Source organism: Pseudomonas sp. BP6 (assembly GCF_017875935.1).
In the GTDB taxonomy this organism is placed as follows: Bacteria; Pseudomonadota; Gammaproteobacteria; order Pseudomonadales; family Pseudomonadaceae; genus Aquipseudomonas; species Aquipseudomonas putida_Y.
The window spans coordinates 2967878-2984210 of sequence record NZ_JAGINI010000001.1; the positions used below are offsets into that span (position 1 = coordinate 2967878).

Here is a 16333-nt window from a genome sequence, read left to right on the forward strand (position 1 = left end):
GTGATCAACGGCGCCCTTCTGACAGCATGCGCACCGCCAGCCCCGCCAGCACCGTTCCCATCAACCAACGCTGAACCTGTTGCCACAGCGGTCTGCCAGCCAGGAACACGGCGATGGAACCGGCCATGATCGCAATCAGCGCGTTGACCGTAACGCTGATGGCGATCTGCGTCGAACCCAGCACCAGCGACTGCAACAGCACGCTGCCGTGGCCCGGCTCGATGAATTGCGGCATAAGCGACAGGTACATGACGGCAATCTTGGGGTTGAGCAGGCTGGTGGCAAACCCCATGGTGAATAGCCGCCGCGGGCTGTCGGCGGGCAGCTCACGGAGCTGAAACGGCGAACGGCCACCCGGCCGCAGCGCCTGCCAGGCCAGGTACAACAAGTACAGCGCGCCACCGATACGCAGCGCGTCGTAGGCAAAGGGTACCGCCATCACCAGCGCTGTGATGCCCATTGCCGCGCAGAACATGTAGATGACGAAGCCTAGAGCCACACCGCCAAGCGAAATCAACCCGGCTTGGCGGCCCTGGCAGATCGAGCGGGAAATCAGGTAGATCATGTTCGGCCCTGGGGTCAGGACCATGCCGAGGCAAATCAAGGCGAACATGAGCAGTTGCGTGGTTTCGGGCATGGGCACTTCCTGGTTGTGCATTAGGGTGCAGCGAGTGTATCTGAAGTCATTCTGAACCGGCAAATCAGGTCATTTGCCCGGCTATCAAGCCCAGAGCCACGGTAATCATCGCCATCCCCGACACCCGCCCGACCAGCTTTGCCGCTCCCGGCCGGGTGCTGAGCACAGCTTTGGCGCCATAGCCGACCAGCGTGTAGATCACCAGCGAACTGCACAGGTGGACCAGCCCCAGCAACAAGATCTGCAACGGTACGGGCCAGCTCGACTGCGGGTCGGTGAACTGCGGCAGCAGGGCCAGGAACAGCAGGAATACCTTGGGGTTCAGGCCGCTGACGCAAAAACCCTTCAACGCCCAGCGCGAGCCCGACTCCCCCACGCCACCCTGCCCGGCCGCCGGCAATGCCGGGCTGAGCAACAGGTTGCCGCCCAGCCACAGCAAATAGGTGCACCCCGCCAGGGTCAGCAAGGTCAGCGCCAACGGGTGACCAGCCAGCAGGCTGCCAACCCCGGCCGCCACCACCAGCGTGGCCAGGAAGTGCCCCGACAACATCCCCGCCACCGCAGGCATCACCCAGCGACCGCGCATACCTGCAGAGATGGCATAGGCCCAGTCTGCACCCGGGGTCATCACGAACAGCATCGACACAGCCCAGAACGCCGTCAGCACACTGATAGCCACTTGAATCTTCCTTATCTACTGCATTGGGATGTCGAAAGATTACGGATTTCGCTCGGGGATTTTCTTTCGTATATTTCCCCTTAGCATTCATGAATTGGAAGATTCTTCCCAATGGATAGAACTGATCGAAAAATCCTTGCCGAGCTGCAAAAAGACGGGCGGCTGTCGGTAACCGAACTGGCTGACCGTGTAGGGCTCAGCCTGTCACCCTGCCATCGGCGTTTGAAGACACTGGAAGAGTCCGGAGCCATTCTGGGCTATCACGCACGGCTGGCACCTAGCGCCCTTGGGCTGAACTTTGCCGCGCTGGTATTCGTGACGCTACGCGAGGTGACCCGCCAGCCGGTGGCGGACTTTGAAACGGCACTGGCGCAGATCCCGCAGATTGTCGAAGCGCAGCGGCTGTTTGGCGACCCGGATTACCTGCTGCATGTGGTAGCCAAGGACCTGCCAGCGTTCCAGAAGCTGTATGACGAGCACCTGACCAGTATTCCCAATGTGAAACGCTTGAGCTCGACCTTGGTGATGAAGGAAGTGCTTCAGGATCGGTTGTTACCCATGTAGCTGTTTCCTCTTGTGCCGGCCCCTTCGCGGGTAAACCCGCTCCTGCTGTAGGAGCGGGTTTACCCGCGAAGAGGCCGGCACAGGCAACCTTTCATCTGCCCTGAAAACGCGCACATCGCACCAACCCAGCCCACCGTGATCCGGTTGCCAACCCGCCGCCCCTCTACCCCAAGGCCTTCAGCCAGCTGGCACTCTCCTTGCTACCGTCACCCGCTTAAGCTTTTGTCAGCCTTAGTTTTTTTAACGCTTATGGGTACATATTTACTAATTTCTCGTTATCCCCGCGCCCCTCATCATCGCTCCAACAAGAACGCGTCGCCCACCGCCGGCACGCCCCCGGGCAGTTCCCAATGCCCTACCTTGCCTTGGAGTCAGTCATGACCAGTGCAGCCAATTCGGCACCCCTGATAGAAAAACACACGATCGGCTACGTGCCCCCGCAAGACCGCCATGGAAAGGTAAGGGATCTGTTCACGCTCTGGTTCGGCGGCAACATCGCGCCGTTGCCCATCGTCACCGGCGCGCTGGGCGTGCAACTGTTCCACCTGAACCTGGTATGGGGCATCGTCGCCATCCTTGTCGGCCACCTGGTCGGCGGGGTGCTGATGGCCCTTCACTCAGCCCAGGGCCCGCAAATGGGCATTCCGCAGATGATCCAGAGCCGCGCCCAGTTCGGCACCCTCGGCGCGCTGCTGGTGGTGGTGATCGCCGGTGTCATGTACATCGGCTTCTTCGCTTCCAACATCGTCCTTGCCGGCAAGTCACTGCATGGCGTGGTCGACGCCGTTCCGGTACCGGTGGGCATCGTCATCGGTGCGCTGGGCTCAGGCATCATCGGCATCATCGGCTACCGTTTCATCCACGTGCTCAATCGCATTGGCACCTGGGTACTGGGCATCGGTATCGTGGTCGGTTTCGGCTACATCTTCACCCATGTGCAGAGCGACGATTTCCTTACCCGTGGCAGCTTCAACCTGGCCGGCTGGCTGGCCACCGTGTCGCTGGCGGCGTTGTGGCAAATCGCCTTTGCGCCCTATGTGTCGGACTACTCGCGCTACCTGCCGGCAGATGTAAAAGTCAGCTCGACCTTCTGGACCACCTACCTGGGCTCGGCCCTGGGTTCAAGCCTGTCGTTCATCTTCGGCGCCGTAGCCGTGCTGGCGATTCCAGCCGGCATGGACACCATGGATGCGGTAAAGCTGGCCACCGGCACGCTCGGCCCGATCATGCTGGTGCTGTTCCTGCTCAGCGTGATCAGCCATAACGCCCTCAACCTGTATGGTGCGGTGCTGTCGATCATCACCCTGGTGCAAACGTTCGCCTACCGCTGGATCCCCACCGCCAAAAGCCGGGCAGTGCTGTCGCTGATCGTGCTGTCGGCCTGTTGCGTGGTAGCGGTTTTCGCTTCGGCAGACTTCATCGGCCACTTCGTTGACATGGTGCTGGTACTGCTGGTGGTGCTGGTACCGTGGACGGCGATCAACCTGATCGACTTCTACGCCATTCACAAAGGAGACTACGACATCCAGTCGATCTTCCAGGTCGATGGTGGGATCTACGGGCGCTACAACCCGCAGGCACTGATCGCCTACGCTGTGGGTATCGTGGTGCAGATACCGTTCATGAACACCCCGCTGTACGTCGGGCCGATTTCCGAGCACATAAACGGGGCTGACCTGTCGTGGCTGGTAGGGTTGGCGATCACCTCGCCGCTGTACTGGTGGCTGGCGAGCCGTGACAGTGCCTACCGTCGTCGGCAGACCAGCGCCAAGTTGGCAGCAGTGGCTTAGGCTGCACTGGCCTGTTGATCCCGTAGACCTCTTGAAGGCGATATGTGTCGCCCTCAAGAGGCTCCTTGCCAATGCACCCGCCCTGTCAAAGGCTCATGTTTATCGACACGAACGCTGAACGGCCTGGTGCTGGCGAGAACATCGCCTGGTCGTTGCCTCCCCAGAAGAAGTTGTCGTACCAGACGTATTCGTATTCACGGTCAAACAGGTTTTTCACCTGCAGGTCGACGCTGGTCGACGAGGTGATGCGGTAACTGACACTGGCGTCCACGACCACAAAACCGCCGTACTTGCCCTGCTCGTTCAACTCGTCGATGTAGTAGCTGCCCTGCGCCCGCCCCTGCGCACCGAATTTCCAGTCATCATTGTACCGGTAGTCGACACCCACATTGCTGATGTAGCGCGGAGTGGAAAATACCTCTTTTCCCGACAATGACTGGCCGTTTGCAGCGTAGGCCTTGACCACCTTGGCCTCCTGGATCGCGTGGGACGCCCAAACCGTCCATTGATCGTCCAGCTGAGCACTGATCTGCATGTCCACACCACGCCGGCGTGTTTCGCCAAGACCGACCGTGGTGCCAGTGCTGGGCATGTTCGCGACTTCATCGGTCGCGTCCTGCTGCCAAAGCGCAACCCGCGCCTGAGCGCCCGGGAATGGCTGAAACTTGATGCCCACTTCCTTGCCGGTGTTGATCGACGGGTCGTACGAGACTTGCCCAGGCACCCGATAAGCTGGCCCGCCAGAGCCCGTAAGAATCTGGAAAGTACGCCCCCAGTTGGCGTAAAGGTCGATCTCCGGCGTGAGGCTGTAAATTACGCTCAGCTTCGGCTGGCGGATCCAGCCATAATCCTGCAGGGATGCCTTGACGCCGCCGAGCGTCTCGCTGTTACCCGAAAACTTGTCGACGCGCATGGCAGGAATGATCTTCAGCGCGTCGGTCGGCTGAATGACCGCCTGCACATAACCGCCAATATTGCGCAGGGTGTAAGTGTCGTCGTTCTGCACACGTGCCGGCGTGGCGTCGAAATCAGTCGGGATCCCGTAGTTGTAGCGCAGGCGACGGTACTGGTTGTCCTGCTCCTCGTAGTTGATGCCGCCATCCAGCGTCAGTAGATCGTTAGCGCGCCAGGTCAGGTTGCTGAGCATCCCTCGCTGCTGTTCATCCCACTGCCGACGCTGGCGTGGCGCGTTGCCGGGCTGGTAATCGGTGAACGTGATGGTTCGATCATCGTTGTAGCTGTTGTAGTACAGCTTGCTGCTCAGGCTCAGGTCATCGTCAAGCTGCCAGTCGGCGTGCAGGCTCAACTGCTTCATGTCACGGTCGTCACCATCATTGGCGTTCTTGGCCGGCGATTGGGTACGGCTGGCGTGCAGTTGCTCGCGGGTGAGGAAGCCTGACTCTTGGGCCTGGTGGTGGTACAGGCGAGCGATCAGGCCGACACGGAAGTCTTGTTCGTCGTTGCTGACGAACCACTTGCCGCCGAGCGTGTATTTGTTGGATTCGCTGTGGTCGCGGTAACCGTTGCTGTCTTGCTTGGCGAGGATATAGTTCTGGGCGAAATTCCCCTCCTCGTGCCCGACCGCCAACTGCACTTCGCGCGTATCGAAGCTGCCGTAAGTCACACGGCTATCGACATAGTTCCCCCCCTGGCGGGTCGCGAAGTTGATGTTGCCGCCGATATTGTGCAGCCCATAGCGCGGATCGTTGGTACCGCGCACCACCTCGATGTACTCGATGTCCAGCGGGAAGATCATATCGATGAAGCGCTGGTTGCCACTGTTGACGTTGCTCGGCACACCGTCGATCAGGGTCTTGATGCCGTTGATGTAGCCCTCACCATTGAACGCGCGAAAAGTGACCTTGCCTGATTCGGCACCTTGCCCCGTTTCAGTCAGCTGGATGCCCGGCATCTGCCCCAACAACTGCCAGCTGTTCATCACATTTTTGTCTCGCACCTGGTCGCCGCCCAGGACGTCGACCGACGTAAGCACGTTTTCAGTGCTCAAGGCTGTACCGGCCGTTTGGGTGATATTCACTTCACCGAGGACGATGGTGGAGGTACCGGTCTGTTCGGCGAGGATTTCAGGTGTGAACATTGCCGTGAAGATGGCGAACGAGGCTGGGGTGAATCGCATGGAGGTTCCTGACGCGGGGTTGAGTGTGTATTGGCGCACAGATGAAGAAGGCAAGATCTGCGTCTGCCTTATGGCAAATGATGTTATACCATAACACTAAACACTGGCGTATCGGGATTTCTTGAACCATAGCCGCCTCCTTCGCTTGCGCCTAAGAACAATGGCGCACTGCCTTGCGAGCAATCCAGGATGGATCGTCCAGTCGGCGCCCCCGTCAAGGCATGCCCAAGCACCTCAACGCGCGTGACCTTTCCAACATTGCCCTCACCGGAACGTTTGCGGCCATGGGCGAATCCGAATGCCCACGCACTCCCCTTAATCTGGTAGGAGATTTCCGGGGCGAATAACAAAGGGCCGGCTCCAGAGGGCCGGCCCATTTCGCTATTTAGAAGTTGAAGGTGTAGCGCATGATCAAGCGATTTTCATTAGCGCTGTCAGCGTAGGTCGAGCGGTTCGTGGAGTTACGCCACTGGAACGAAACACCCTTCGCCGGCCCACTCTGAATGACATAAGAAATATCAGTGACCCGCTCCCATTCTTTGCCCTCCTCCCCGTTGAGGCGGAGTGAAGCGGCTTGGCGGCTCGTCAGCAGATCAGGATCGACATCATCACCTTTCATGTACCGGGTGGTGAACAGCAAGCCCGGTACACCCAAAGCGGCGAAATCAAAGTCGTACCTCGCAAACCACACTCGCTCGTTAGGGGCAGTGAATGTACTGACCAGCGATTCGCCGAACAGATAGGTATCCGCGCCGTTTACGAACGCAAACGAGGTGTCGCCCCAAGCCTTCTGGTAACCGCCGCCGATGGTGTGCCCCTTGATGCTGTAGGCGAAGTAGCTACTCAGCGTTCTGTTGTCCACCTCACCCAGCTTTTTGGCGCCCGTCTCGCTGGCATCGAACACGCGAACATCCGCGATCACATTGCCTTCCAACAACGGCTTGATGACTTTAATGCCGGCGAAGTAGGACTTGTAGAGATCTTCAAGTTCAGCGGCGTGCAAACTGAAGGTCATGTCCTTCGCAGGCTTGAAGTCAAATGCCAGGTAGTTGTAGTGATCTGCCTCAACCGGGGCATAGCCAAATGCTGTGAGTGATTCGAAATCGGTGGAATTACGCTGCTTCACTGCGTTGACCCTTGTAGCCGTTACCGTCAATTTATCGATGTCGTTGACGGTCAGCGAGCCACCGCGAAAGATCTGAGGCAGTAGGCGGCTATTATTACTCCAGAGTAGCGGCATCAGAGGGTTTACTCCCCCTATCCTCAATTCCGTCTTGCCCATCCTTGCTTTGGCGGTGGCCACGAACTTGCCGTATTCATCCTCAACATTCCTGTCGGAATCGTAGGCCAGCAGCCCTGATCCTGTTCTGTCCGGGCTGGAATCAAGCTTCACCCCCAGCAAGCCCATCGCATCAATACCGAAGCCCACCGGTCCTTCTGTAAAACCGGACTGCAGGTTCAAAATAAAGCCTTGCGCCCACTCATCGCGCTTGGATTGAGTGGCACCGTCATTGCGAAAATCGCGATTGTAGTAGAAGTTACGGAGTTCAAGACTGCCTTTGAAGTCTTCCACGAACGCGGCAGAAGCATAAGGCGCGACCAGCAGTGCTGCTGAACAAGCCAACGTTTTTTTAAAAGCAATAGACATCACAGGCACCTTGTTCTTGTTGTGTGCTTGAGCATGGACCGCAGCGAAGCGCCCCATGCAATGCCAGTCCTACAAATGGGTTAAGGCCCGCTTTAGCGGAATGATCGAAACAACATCACCCTGCCCGAAGCCAAACCTGGACAGGGCGGACGCCAGGTTTTTATTCTGAGTGAAAGGTAGTGAATGCACGCACGGGTTCACGGCCAGTAACTAACGTGTTCTCAATGCTGCCATCATCGGCGTAACCCAAGCTCATCCCACAGACGAGCATTTGGCTCTTCGGTATTTCCAGCATTTCAGTGATGATGCTGTGATATTTAAGGAATGCTGCCTGCGGGCAGGTGTGCAAGCCTCTTCCCCGTGCGGCAATCATGAGGCTTTGCAGGAACATGCCATAGTCCAGCAGGCTCCCTTCCTGGAGCACGCGGTCAATCGTGAAGAACAGGCCAACAGGCGCCCCGAAGAAGCGATAATTCCGGCCGTGTTGCTCGTGCATCCTTTGTTTATCGCTTCGACTGATGCCCAACAGGCTATAGAGCCCCCACCCTACCTCCCTGCGCCGTTCGATGTAGGGAGACGTCCACTCCCTGGGGTAATACGCGTAGGGATCAGAAAAGCGTTGGTCATCAGCCGGATGGTCATCAACCTCAGCAAGTGCTGCGGACAACCGTGCCTTCGTATCACCGGTAACAACATGCACGTTCCAGGGCTGCAGGTTGACGCCTGTTGCGCTAAAGCGAGCAACGTTCAGCATCGCTTCGATTTCCTCTAGCGGAACTGGGGTTGGGAGGAACGACCTGATGCTCCGACGTGAGACAATTGCCCAGTCGATCAAACGGGCTGTTTCGTCCGAACCTACCGGTGATTTGCGCAAACGATCAATAAGCATACGTGGAACCTGTCTCTCAGAATTACGGTCAGGTCAGCTCGTGGGCAACCGTGGCCTTCTTCCTCACTACAGCCGAGTCCGAGCGAGACTGATTGATCATGGTCACTGCAACAGCCCCTATCAGGCCGGCGAGCGCGATTGCCATGAAGTTCTGCTCCAGCGGCAACGCCATCGACACCAAGGCACCAATCAAAACAGGTGCGACAATCGCCCCGACGCGACCGACCCCCGATGCAAAACCGACACCAGTCGAGCGGATGGTGGAGGGATAGAAATCGCCGGCGTATGCATAGGCCAGAAGCTGGGTGCCAAGGGTCGAGGCACCCACGATGAACACGACGACAAAGAGCAGTTCGGTAGAGCGGGTATATCCCAGCAAGGTGAGTGCGACCGCGCCCACTACATAGAACACCACCAAGACGTGCTTGATGCTGAATTTGTCGCTAAGCCATCCACCCAGAATTGCACCGAAGATCGAACCGAGGTTGAACACGATGACGAAATTCAGGGCTGAACCGAGGCTGAAGCCCGCCATGGCCATCAACTTGGTGAGCCACGAATTGAGTGCATACACCATGAACAGCCCGGTCATGAATGCCATCCAGATCATGACCGTGCTGTATCCACGGCCTTCCAGGAAAAGGCTTCGTACCGGCTTGTCTTGAGCAGAGATAATCTGCGGATTGCCAACGAGCTGCGTGTCATCCTTGATCACAAGGTCAGGACGAAGGCGACGCGCGATGACTTTCAACTCGTCTTGTCGACCCTGCTTCAACATAAAGCCGATAGAGTCGGGCATTGTCTTGAGAATGAAAGGAATCAAAACCACTGGCAGGACTGCCACGTAAAACACGTATTGCCAACCGTAGCTTTCGATCAGTTGTTTACCCGTAAGCGCTACCAGAATCCCCCCCACCGAATAGCCTGCGAAAACGATGGTCACCAGCCGGGTGCGAACTTTCAAGGGTGAGAACTCACCCATCTGCGCCGTACAGATGGGCAACACACCGCCGATTCCCAAGCCGGCGATAAAGCGCATGATACTGAAGGTCAGCGGGCTGTCAGTGAACCCTGCCGCAGCGGTGAAAACGCTGAACAGCGCTACACACATCGCGATCATTTTCGGCCGGCCAATTCGATCTGCCAATGTGCCTAAAAAAATGGCGCCCAGCATTGTCCCAAACAATGCTGAGCCAGCCATTACCCCGGCGCTGGTTGCGTCAATTTGCATATCGGCCATGATGGCTGGCAGGGCAGCCCCCACCACTGCCAAGTCGTAACCATCGATAATCAGAATCAACACGCACCAGAACAGAATAATTCCATGAAAGCGGTTGAACTTCGACTCTTCGGTCAACGTGTACATATTCAAAGAACTCATACCGTGTCTCCTTCAATCTTATTTTTGTGTTTTTGAAGTCCACATACGTATAGCGATCTGGCACAACTCGACCACACGCACAGGTACGCATGGTTCCGGGTGTGAGTCGGGAGAGTTGAGAGGCACCAACTAGACGGCGCCCGAGGAAAATCGTAGGCCTTATGGCAAGCGCCAACCATGCCCAATGGCATCATTCTGCTTGACCGGAACGGGCAGTTTTGGAAGCCCGATGGCTTCAGATTGAGTGTGATCAGCCCACGCGCAGAGGACTAGTTCCCTCGATGGCTACGCAACGAGCGTCTGTAAGCACCAGGGGTGACACCCGTCCATTTCTTGAATGCCCGGTGGAACGCACTGGTCTCAATGAAGCCAACCTCTGACGCAACGCCATCCACTGTCATACCTGCCAGGCACAGCAGACTGATGGAAATATCCCGCCTGAGATTGTCTTTGAGCCGTTGGTAGGTGAAACCCTCAGCATAGAGCCTTCGTTGCAGGGTGGAACTGGACATGCTCAAGTCGCGTGCGAGCTCATCGAGTTCAGGCCAGGTGTGGGGAGAGAGCAGTTTCAATCGCCGCCGGATCATAATGCTCGTACTGTCGTCGTTACGGTATTTCACAAGGAAGTTACTTGGCGTTCCTTTTAAAAAGGCAGGAAGAGAACCAGGTGTTTGGCAAACCTTGTACTCCAGAAAGCTCTTCTCGAAAACAGCGGTGGTTCTATCGGCCCTCCACTCGATTTCCTCACAAAAGCGCATTCGATAGTCGCTGTCGTCCACCGGCCGAGGAGGACGCATCGATAACTTCAAAATAGGGATGCGCCGGTCGCACAGCCAGCAAAGCAGGCCGTGCACGAGCACCAGCCAGGCACCGTAACAAAACACCCTTCGCAACTCACCATGATCATGAATGATAATTGCAGCATGCTCTCCCTCGCATTCCACCGCCCCGTAGATGTCATCAAGGGCAGTCCTGAGAAACGCCAGAATCCGTTTGAGCGCCTGTCCAAGGGTGTCGCAGCCGAGGGCCAACTGAGCCATCAGCTTGAAGCTACCTCTGCGGAGGGGGTGACTGTCTGCCGCAAAAAACTCATCGTCGAGCAAATCCGCTAACGCAATCCACAATCTGGAGAACGTACCAGCAGGTACCCTGGCATAGTTTTGGGCCAGCAACAGCGGATCAATATGTGCGTGGCGGAGTACAGTCGAAACATCCAGGCCACGCAGTTCTGCTCCTTGAAGTGCGTCCCGCACGAGGCTGATCGACGTGGTGCCTTTGTGGGCAGAAAAATCCATCCGGGGCTCCGTTGCTAACTTGATACCGAAGGCTGCCTTGCAAAGCATACAAGCCCACAGAACGTCTCTGTACCAATATCACTATGCCAGATGTCAACACTCCTTGTTTTTTATTGCAAAACGTTTTGGATCGCGCCCGCGAAGAGACCTTTACAATCAACCCACCTCTTGCATGGCAACACATAATTCAAGAAACCGCGAGGCAGCCCGCGAAGGCGTAGCCCCATGCGGCAACAGAATGGAGAAACGCCGCACCAGCGCCTGCGGCGCAACCTGCAACCGGTGCAGCGCCCCATCCTCATGACGAATGGACATCGCCGACACAAAGCCAACCCCCATCCCGGCGCGGACCGCCTCTTTTACCCCTTCAACGCCCGCGATCTCCAGCGCCACACGCATCGCCACGCCATCACGAGCAAACGCCCGCTCGACGATCTGCCGCACACCCGAGCCGCTTTCACGCAGCACCAACGGGTAGGCGCCGAGTTCCGCCAGCGTCTGCGGGCCACTGCCTGCCAGGGGGTGCACACGGGGCACAATCGCCACGATCTCGTCCTCGCGCCACGGCGTCACTTGCGTACCCAACGGCAACTCCTGCCCGGGCGGCCCCTCGATCAGGGCGATATCGACACTGTCCAGAGCGGCGACGATCTCCGCCGTGTTGCCATGCGAGGTGCTGACCAGCACATCCGGATAACGCCCGTGAAAATCGGCGATCAGGTAAGGCAGCAGGTAACTGGCGGGTGTGGTACTGGCGCCAACACGCAATGTGCCGCGCTCCAGCCCGCGCATGGCCTCGCGCAGCGCCTTGGCCTGGCGGAAGGTTTCGCGCAGGCGCTCGGCATGCGCCAGCAACTGATCACCGGCCGCTGTCAGCCGCACACCGCGGCCGGCGCGTTGGTAAAGGGGTTCGCCAAACGCCTCTTGCAAGAGCTTGAGCTGGCCGGACACTGCCGGCTGCGACAGGTGCAGGGCTTGAGCCGCATGGCTGATGTTGCCGTGCTCGGCAACCGTGGCGAATGTTATCAGCTGTTCTGGGGTCATGATTCAAAAATATCAGCTAAGCGGATATTTGCCATCCTAAATTACGATTTTTTATAAGCTTATAACCAGATTAACGTAGGCCTTGTCGAAACACCTTTTCCGGAGGACTCACATGGCCACGGTTCCGTCCAACCCCGCCTTTGCCCCTACCCTCTCCACCCGAGGGCGGCTCAATGGCATCCTGTTCGTCGCGCTGTTCGCGGTCGCAGTCACGCAACTGGCGGCCATGCCCGCTATCGCCAACCTGGGCATCAGCCCGCTGATCGTGGGTATTGTCGCAGGTGCCTTGTATGGCAACGCGCTGCGTGACGGCGTACCGGCAAGCTGGGCAGCCGGTATCAATTTTTCCGCTCGCGGCCTGTTGCGCATTGCCGTGGCGTTCTTTGGTTTGCGGGTAAGCCTGCAGGAAATTGCCGAAGTCGGCTGGTCGGGGCTTGTCGTGTCGGTGCTGGTCGTCACCAGTACCCTGCTGATCGGCCTGTGGTGTGGCATGAAAGTGTTCAAGCTCGACCGCGATACCGCCTTGCTGACCGCCGCGGGTAGCGCCATCTGCGGCGCGGCCGCCGTGCTGGCATTCGAATCGGCGCTGCGCAGCGCCCCCCATAAAAGCGCCATGGCAGTCGGAAGCGTGGTGCTGTTCGGTACCTTGTCCATGTTCCTTTACCCACTGGCGATCAATGCCGGCTGGCTGCATCTGGATACCATGGGCGCCGGGCTGTTGCTGGGCGGCACTGTCCACGAAGTGGCGCAGGTGGTAGGCGCGGCCAGCAATGTCAGCCCCGAAGCCACGCATGTCGCCACCATCGTCAAGATGACCCGGGTCATGCTGTTGGTACCGGTACTGCTGGTGGTGGGCCTGTGGATCAGCCGTTCGCGCAAGGCTGGCCAGGCGCAGGGCAACGGGCGCATTGCCATGCCCTGGTTCGCTTTCGGCTTCCTGGCACTGGTCCTGGTGAATTCGCTGCACGTACTGCCTGGCAGCGTGACCCAGGCAGTGAACAGCCTGGACACCTTTGCCTTGACCATGGCCATGACCGCGCTGGGAATGGAAACGCGCTTCAGCCAGATTCGCCAGGCTGGGCCACGGGCGCTGGCCACCGGGGCGATTCTGAACCTGTGGCTGGTTGGCGGGGGGCTGGCGATTACCCTGGGGGTGCAGAAGCTGTTGGGCTGATTCGAGACCGGGTTGGCGGCTTCGCGGGTAAACCCGCTCCTACAGGTGGGTGCTGCCTTGAAGACGGCAAGGCCCCTGTAATCGATGGACTCGCCCCCGCCGAGGCATCACAGTGCCACGGTGGTGTTCAAAGAAGCCAACGGCAGCGAGGGCGAGACCATGAAAAAGCATAGTTCGAAACAAGATTCCCTGTCTTCCACTGATGTGGAGCTTTGCACAACCATCTGCGTAGACCTGGCCAAACAGGTCTTCCAATTAGCAGGCGAGGACGCTACTGGTCGGGTGATCTACGAAGATCGCATCAAATCCCGCCAAGCGTTCCATGATTTCCTGCTCAGGCTGCCAACGACCGTGGCCGTCTTGATGGAATGCGGTCCAGGTGCACAAGCCTGGGCCAGGCTGCTGCAGACCAAAGGTAATCCGGTTCGCATCCTGCCGGCGCAACGTGTCGCCGAACATCGCAGCGGTGCTAAGAACGATCGTAACGACTGCTATGCCATTTTGCGTGCCGGTCGCGATACGAGCATCGCTTCGATACCGATCAAGAGCACCACAGCACTGGCTATTCAAGCGCTGCACCGTATCCGGCGCGGTAACATCAAGCGACATACCGCGCTGGGTAATCAGATCCGTGGTTTGCTACTTGAGCATGGCGTATCCATGCCCCAGGGCGATGCCGCGATCAATAAGCATGTGCCTCAGGCGCTTGAGGATGCTTCCTTGCCTCTGCCCGACCTGTTGCGCGAGTTGCTCGATGAGTTGCTGATGGACTGGTTGTCTCTAGGTGAACGCATAGCGGCGCTGAGCCGCCGGCTCGAAGCGACTGCCCAAGAGGATAAAGTCGCTCAGCGACTGATCACCATTCGCGGCGTCGGCCCTATCATTGCCACGGCGATCGTGGCGAAACAGACCGACCCCAGCCGCTTCGCCAGTGGCCGAATGTATTCCGCCTTCTTCGGTATCGTGCCCGATCAGCACAGCAGCGGAAACAAAATCAGATTGGGCAAGATGAGCAAGCGCGGTGACGGCTACATACGCAGCCTGATGATCCAGGGCGCGCATGCCGTCTTGAGCCAGCTAAGGCCTGATTCCGATCAGCCAGATGATCGCCGCCTCTTGCGCTGGCTATCCCGCCTTGGGCGCAAGGAGGCGGCGATCAGGCTGGCTAATCGAAATCTGCGGATTATCTGGGCCCTGTTACAGAGCGATCAGGTTTACCAACGCAAACCGAACGAAAAACCGGAGGCGGCTATGAGCCTCTGACCAACCGGGTAATGCCACCGGGGCGCTAGGCGCTCCAACCCCTGCTAGTGAACATTGACCCTAGGTAAGACCGTCGCAGACCGATGCCTCCGCTCCTACAGGCCTGATAGTGGCCTCAATGTAAACGGCACACTGCGAGCTCACCACGATGTTGGCCAGAAGCAAAAAGCTTCCTCGAATAGGCCTGATACATAGATGCAACCGGGTTCCTATGTTCAAAAAGCAGCTAGACAGTGTGGGCGAGTCCATACATAGGAGCGGGTTTACCCGCGAAGCAGGCCACCCGGTCTCAAGGTTTTTCACAGCCCCCCTCGTTGCCGTCCACATTTCTCGGTATGGTGGTGCCAAAGAAGGATGTTTTACCCGCACAGGAAAGACTTAGATGCCTCAACGCCATGTCATCAATGCATCCGTCAGCCCCAAAGGCAGCCTGGAGACGCTGTCACAACGTGAAGTGCAGCAACTGAGTGAAGTCGGTACCGGCAGCCTTTACACACTGTTCCGCCAGTGCGCCCTGGCAATCCTCAACACTGGCGCCCATGTCGACAATGCCAAGACCATCCTTGAGGCCTACAAGGACTTCGAGGTGCGTATCCACCAACAGGACCGCGGCGTACGCCTGGAGCTGCTGAACGCCCCAGCCGACGCCTTCGTCGATGGCGAAATGATCGCCAGCACCCGTGAAATGCTGTTCAGCGCCTTGCGCGACATCGTTTACACCGAAAGCGAGCTGGCCAGCCAGCGCATCGATCTGGAAAGCTCCCAGGGCATCACCGATTACGTTTTCCACCTGCTGCGCAACGCGCGCACCTTGCGCCCGGGCGTGGAGCCGAAGATGGTGGTGTGTTGGGGCGGCCACTCGATCAGCACCGAGGAATACCAATACACCAAGAAGGTCGGCCACGAACTGGGCCTGCGCAAGCTGGATGTCTGCACCGGCTGCGGCCCAGGCGTGATGAAAGGCCCGATGAAGGGCGCCACCATCGCCCACGCCAAGCAACGCATGCATGGCAGCCGCTACCTGGGCCTGACCGAGCCCGGCATCATCGCCGCCGAGGCGCCCAACCCGATCGTCAACGAACTGGTGATCCTGCCAGACATCGAGAAGCGCCTGGAGGCCTTCGTGCGTGTCGGCCACGGCATCATCATCTTCCCGGGCGGTGCCGGCACAGCGGAGGAGTTCCTTTACCTGCTGGGCATCCTCATGCACCCGGACAACGAGGACCTGCCGTTCCCGGTGGTGCTCACCGGCCCGCGCAGCGCCGAGCCTTATCTGCAACAGTTGCATGCTTTTGTCGGTGCCACGCTGGGAGAAGCCGCCCATCGCCTGTACGAAATCATCATCGACGACCCGGCGGAGGTCGCCCGGCACATGGTCGACGGCCTCAAAGCGGTCAAGCAGTTCCGCCGCGAGCGCAACGATGCCTTCCACTTCAACTGGCTGCTGAAGATCGAGGAGAGCTTCCAGCGACCGTTCGACCCGACCCACCAGGCCATGTCTGAACTGGACTTGCGCCGCGAGCTGCCGCCCCATGAACTGGCGGCCAACCTGCGCCGGGCGTTTTCCGGCATTGTCGCAGGCAACGTCAAGGACAAAGGCATCCGCCTGATCGAGGAACACGGGCCGTATCAGATCCACGGCGACAGCGCCGTACTGGACCCGCTGGGCCGGCTGCTGCAGGCATTCGTCGACCAGCACCGGATGAAGCTGCCCGGTGGCGCGGAGTATGTGCCGTGCTATCAGGTGGCGACCTGACCACGCTGTTTTGCTGATGACGGGCGTGGATGCCCGTCAAAGGCGGGGGCCGGGTGACGGGTGCGCCTGTACGGAG

The 16333-nt window shown here is 58.6% G+C and carries 13 protein-coding genes; 5 read left to right on the plus strand and 8 right to left on the minus strand.

The window, feature by feature from the left end; translation table 11 throughout:
- Positions 1–4 precede the first annotated feature (4 nt).
- Both J3A98_RS13600 and J3A98_RS13605 read right to left on the minus strand, forming a co-directional pair.
- A complete protein-coding gene (locus J3A98_RS13600; protein ID WP_209966764.1) occupies positions 5–637 on the minus strand; it encodes a LysE family translocator in 633 nt (210 codons plus the stop codon).
- 64 nt (positions 638–701) lie between these two features.
- A complete protein-coding gene (locus J3A98_RS13605) occupies positions 702–1316 on the minus strand; it encodes a LysE family transporter (RefSeq protein WP_209966766.1) in 615 nt (204 codons plus the stop codon).
- A 111-nt stretch (positions 1317–1427) separates the two neighbouring features.
- On the opposite strand from J3A98_RS13605, the gene J3A98_RS13610 reads away from it, so the two are divergent.
- On the plus strand, positions 1428–1880 hold the full coding sequence (locus J3A98_RS13610) for an Lrp/AsnC family transcriptional regulator (protein ID WP_209966767.1): 453 nt from the start codon (positions 1428–1430) through the stop codon (positions 1878–1880).
- A gap of 377 nt (positions 1881–2257) precedes the next feature.
- A complete protein-coding gene (locus J3A98_RS13615; RefSeq protein WP_014590635.1) occupies positions 2258–3670 on the plus strand; it encodes a cytosine permease in 1413 nt (470 codons plus the stop codon).
- A gap of 85 nt (positions 3671–3755) precedes the next feature.
- Here J3A98_RS13615 and J3A98_RS13620 read toward each other — a convergent pair whose 3' ends face one another.
- From J3A98_RS13620 to J3A98_RS13645, 6 genes are all read right to left on the minus strand, one after another.
- Positions 3756–5807 carry a TonB-dependent receptor gene (locus J3A98_RS13620; protein WP_209966769.1) on the minus strand — a complete coding sequence of 684 codons (2052 nt, stop codon included), beginning with the start codon at positions 5805–5807 and terminating at the stop codon, positions 3756–3758.
- Positions 5808–6192: 385 nt separating this feature from the next.
- Positions 6193–7512, minus strand: coding sequence for an OprD family porin (locus J3A98_RS13625; RefSeq protein ID WP_209966770.1), 1320 nt, complete (start codon positions 7510–7512; stop codon positions 6193–6195).
- A gap of 103 nt (positions 7513–7615) precedes the next feature.
- Positions 7616–8344: a nitroreductase gene (locus J3A98_RS13630; RefSeq protein WP_209966771.1), complete on the minus strand. Its 729-nt coding sequence runs from the start codon at positions 8342–8344 to the stop codon at positions 7616–7618.
- 28 nt (positions 8345–8372) lie between these two features.
- On the minus strand, positions 8373–9725 hold the full coding sequence (locus J3A98_RS13635; RefSeq protein WP_176682472.1) for an aromatic acid/H+ symport family MFS transporter: 1353 nt from the start codon (positions 9723–9725) through the stop codon (positions 8373–8375).
- A gap of 269 nt (positions 9726–9994) precedes the next feature.
- Positions 9995–11020, minus strand: a complete 1026-nt coding sequence (locus tag J3A98_RS13640) for an AraC family transcriptional regulator (protein WP_209966772.1) — start codon at positions 11018–11020, stop codon at positions 9995–9997.
- A gap of 156 nt (positions 11021–11176) precedes the next feature.
- The gene (locus J3A98_RS13645) at positions 11177–12064 is read right to left on the minus strand and encodes a LysR family transcriptional regulator (RefSeq protein WP_209966774.1); all 888 of its coding nucleotides are present in this window, start codon (positions 12062–12064) and stop codon (positions 11177–11179) included.
- 112 nt (positions 12065–12176) lie between these two features.
- Between J3A98_RS13645 and J3A98_RS13650 the strand changes: the two genes are divergently transcribed.
- The 3 genes from J3A98_RS13650 (at position 12177) to ppnN (ending at position 16257) form a co-directional block, all read left to right on the plus strand.
- On the plus strand, positions 12177–13238 hold the full coding sequence (locus J3A98_RS13650) for a YeiH family protein (RefSeq protein ID WP_021782040.1): 1062 nt from the start codon (positions 12177–12179) through the stop codon (positions 13236–13238).
- 204 nt (positions 13239–13442) lie between these two features.
- Positions 13443–14501: an IS110-like element ISPpu11 family transposase gene (locus tag J3A98_RS13655; RefSeq protein WP_209969857.1), complete on the plus strand. Its 1059-nt coding sequence runs from the start codon at positions 13443–13445 to the stop codon at positions 14499–14501.
- 382 nt (positions 14502–14883) lie between these two features.
- On the plus strand, positions 14884–16257 hold the full coding sequence (gene ppnN / locus J3A98_RS13660; RefSeq protein WP_176682468.1) for a nucleotide 5'-monophosphate nucleosidase PpnN: 1374 nt from the start codon (positions 14884–14886) through the stop codon (positions 16255–16257).
- Positions 16258–16333 lie beyond the last annotated feature (76 nt).

Excerpts from the sequence above, each read along its gene's own strand:
- J3A98_RS13600 (WP_209966764.1), bottom strand. The coding sequence starts at position 637 with ATGCCCGAAACCACGCAACTGCTCATGTTCGCCTTGATTTGCCTCGGC.
- J3A98_RS13610 (WP_209966767.1), top strand. The coding sequence starts at position 1,428 with ATGGATAGAACTGATCGAAAAATCCTTGCCGAGCTGCAAAAAGACGGG.
- J3A98_RS13615 (WP_014590635.1), top strand. The coding sequence starts at position 2,258 with ATGACCAGTGCAGCCAATTCGGCACCCCTGATAGAAAAACACACGATC.
- J3A98_RS13620 (WP_209966769.1), bottom strand. The coding sequence starts at position 5,807 with ATGCGATTCACCCCAGCCTCGTTCGCCATCTTCACGGCAATGTTCACA.
- J3A98_RS13625 (WP_209966770.1), bottom strand. The coding sequence starts at position 7,512 with ATGGGGCGCTTCGCTGCGGTCCATGCTCAAGCACACAACAAGAACAAG.
- J3A98_RS13630 (WP_209966771.1), bottom strand. The coding sequence starts at position 8,344 with ATGCTTATTGATCGTTTGCGCAAATCACCGGTAGGTTCGGACGAAACA.
- J3A98_RS13635 (WP_176682472.1), bottom strand. The coding sequence starts at position 9,725 with ATGAGTTCTTTGAATATGTACACGTTGACCGAAGAGTCGAAGTTCAAC.
- J3A98_RS13640 (WP_209966772.1), bottom strand. The coding sequence starts at position 11,020 with ATGGATTTTTCTGCCCACAAAGGCACCACGTCGATCAGCCTCGTGCGG.
- J3A98_RS13645 (WP_209966774.1), bottom strand. The coding sequence starts at position 12,064 with ATGACCCCAGAACAGCTGATAACATTCGCCACGGTTGCCGAGCACGGC.
- J3A98_RS13650 (WP_021782040.1), top strand. The coding sequence starts at position 12,177 with ATGGCCACGGTTCCGTCCAACCCCGCCTTTGCCCCTACCCTCTCCACC.
- ppnN (WP_176682468.1), top strand. The coding sequence starts at position 14,884 with ATGCCTCAACGCCATGTCATCAATGCATCCGTCAGCCCCAAAGGCAGC.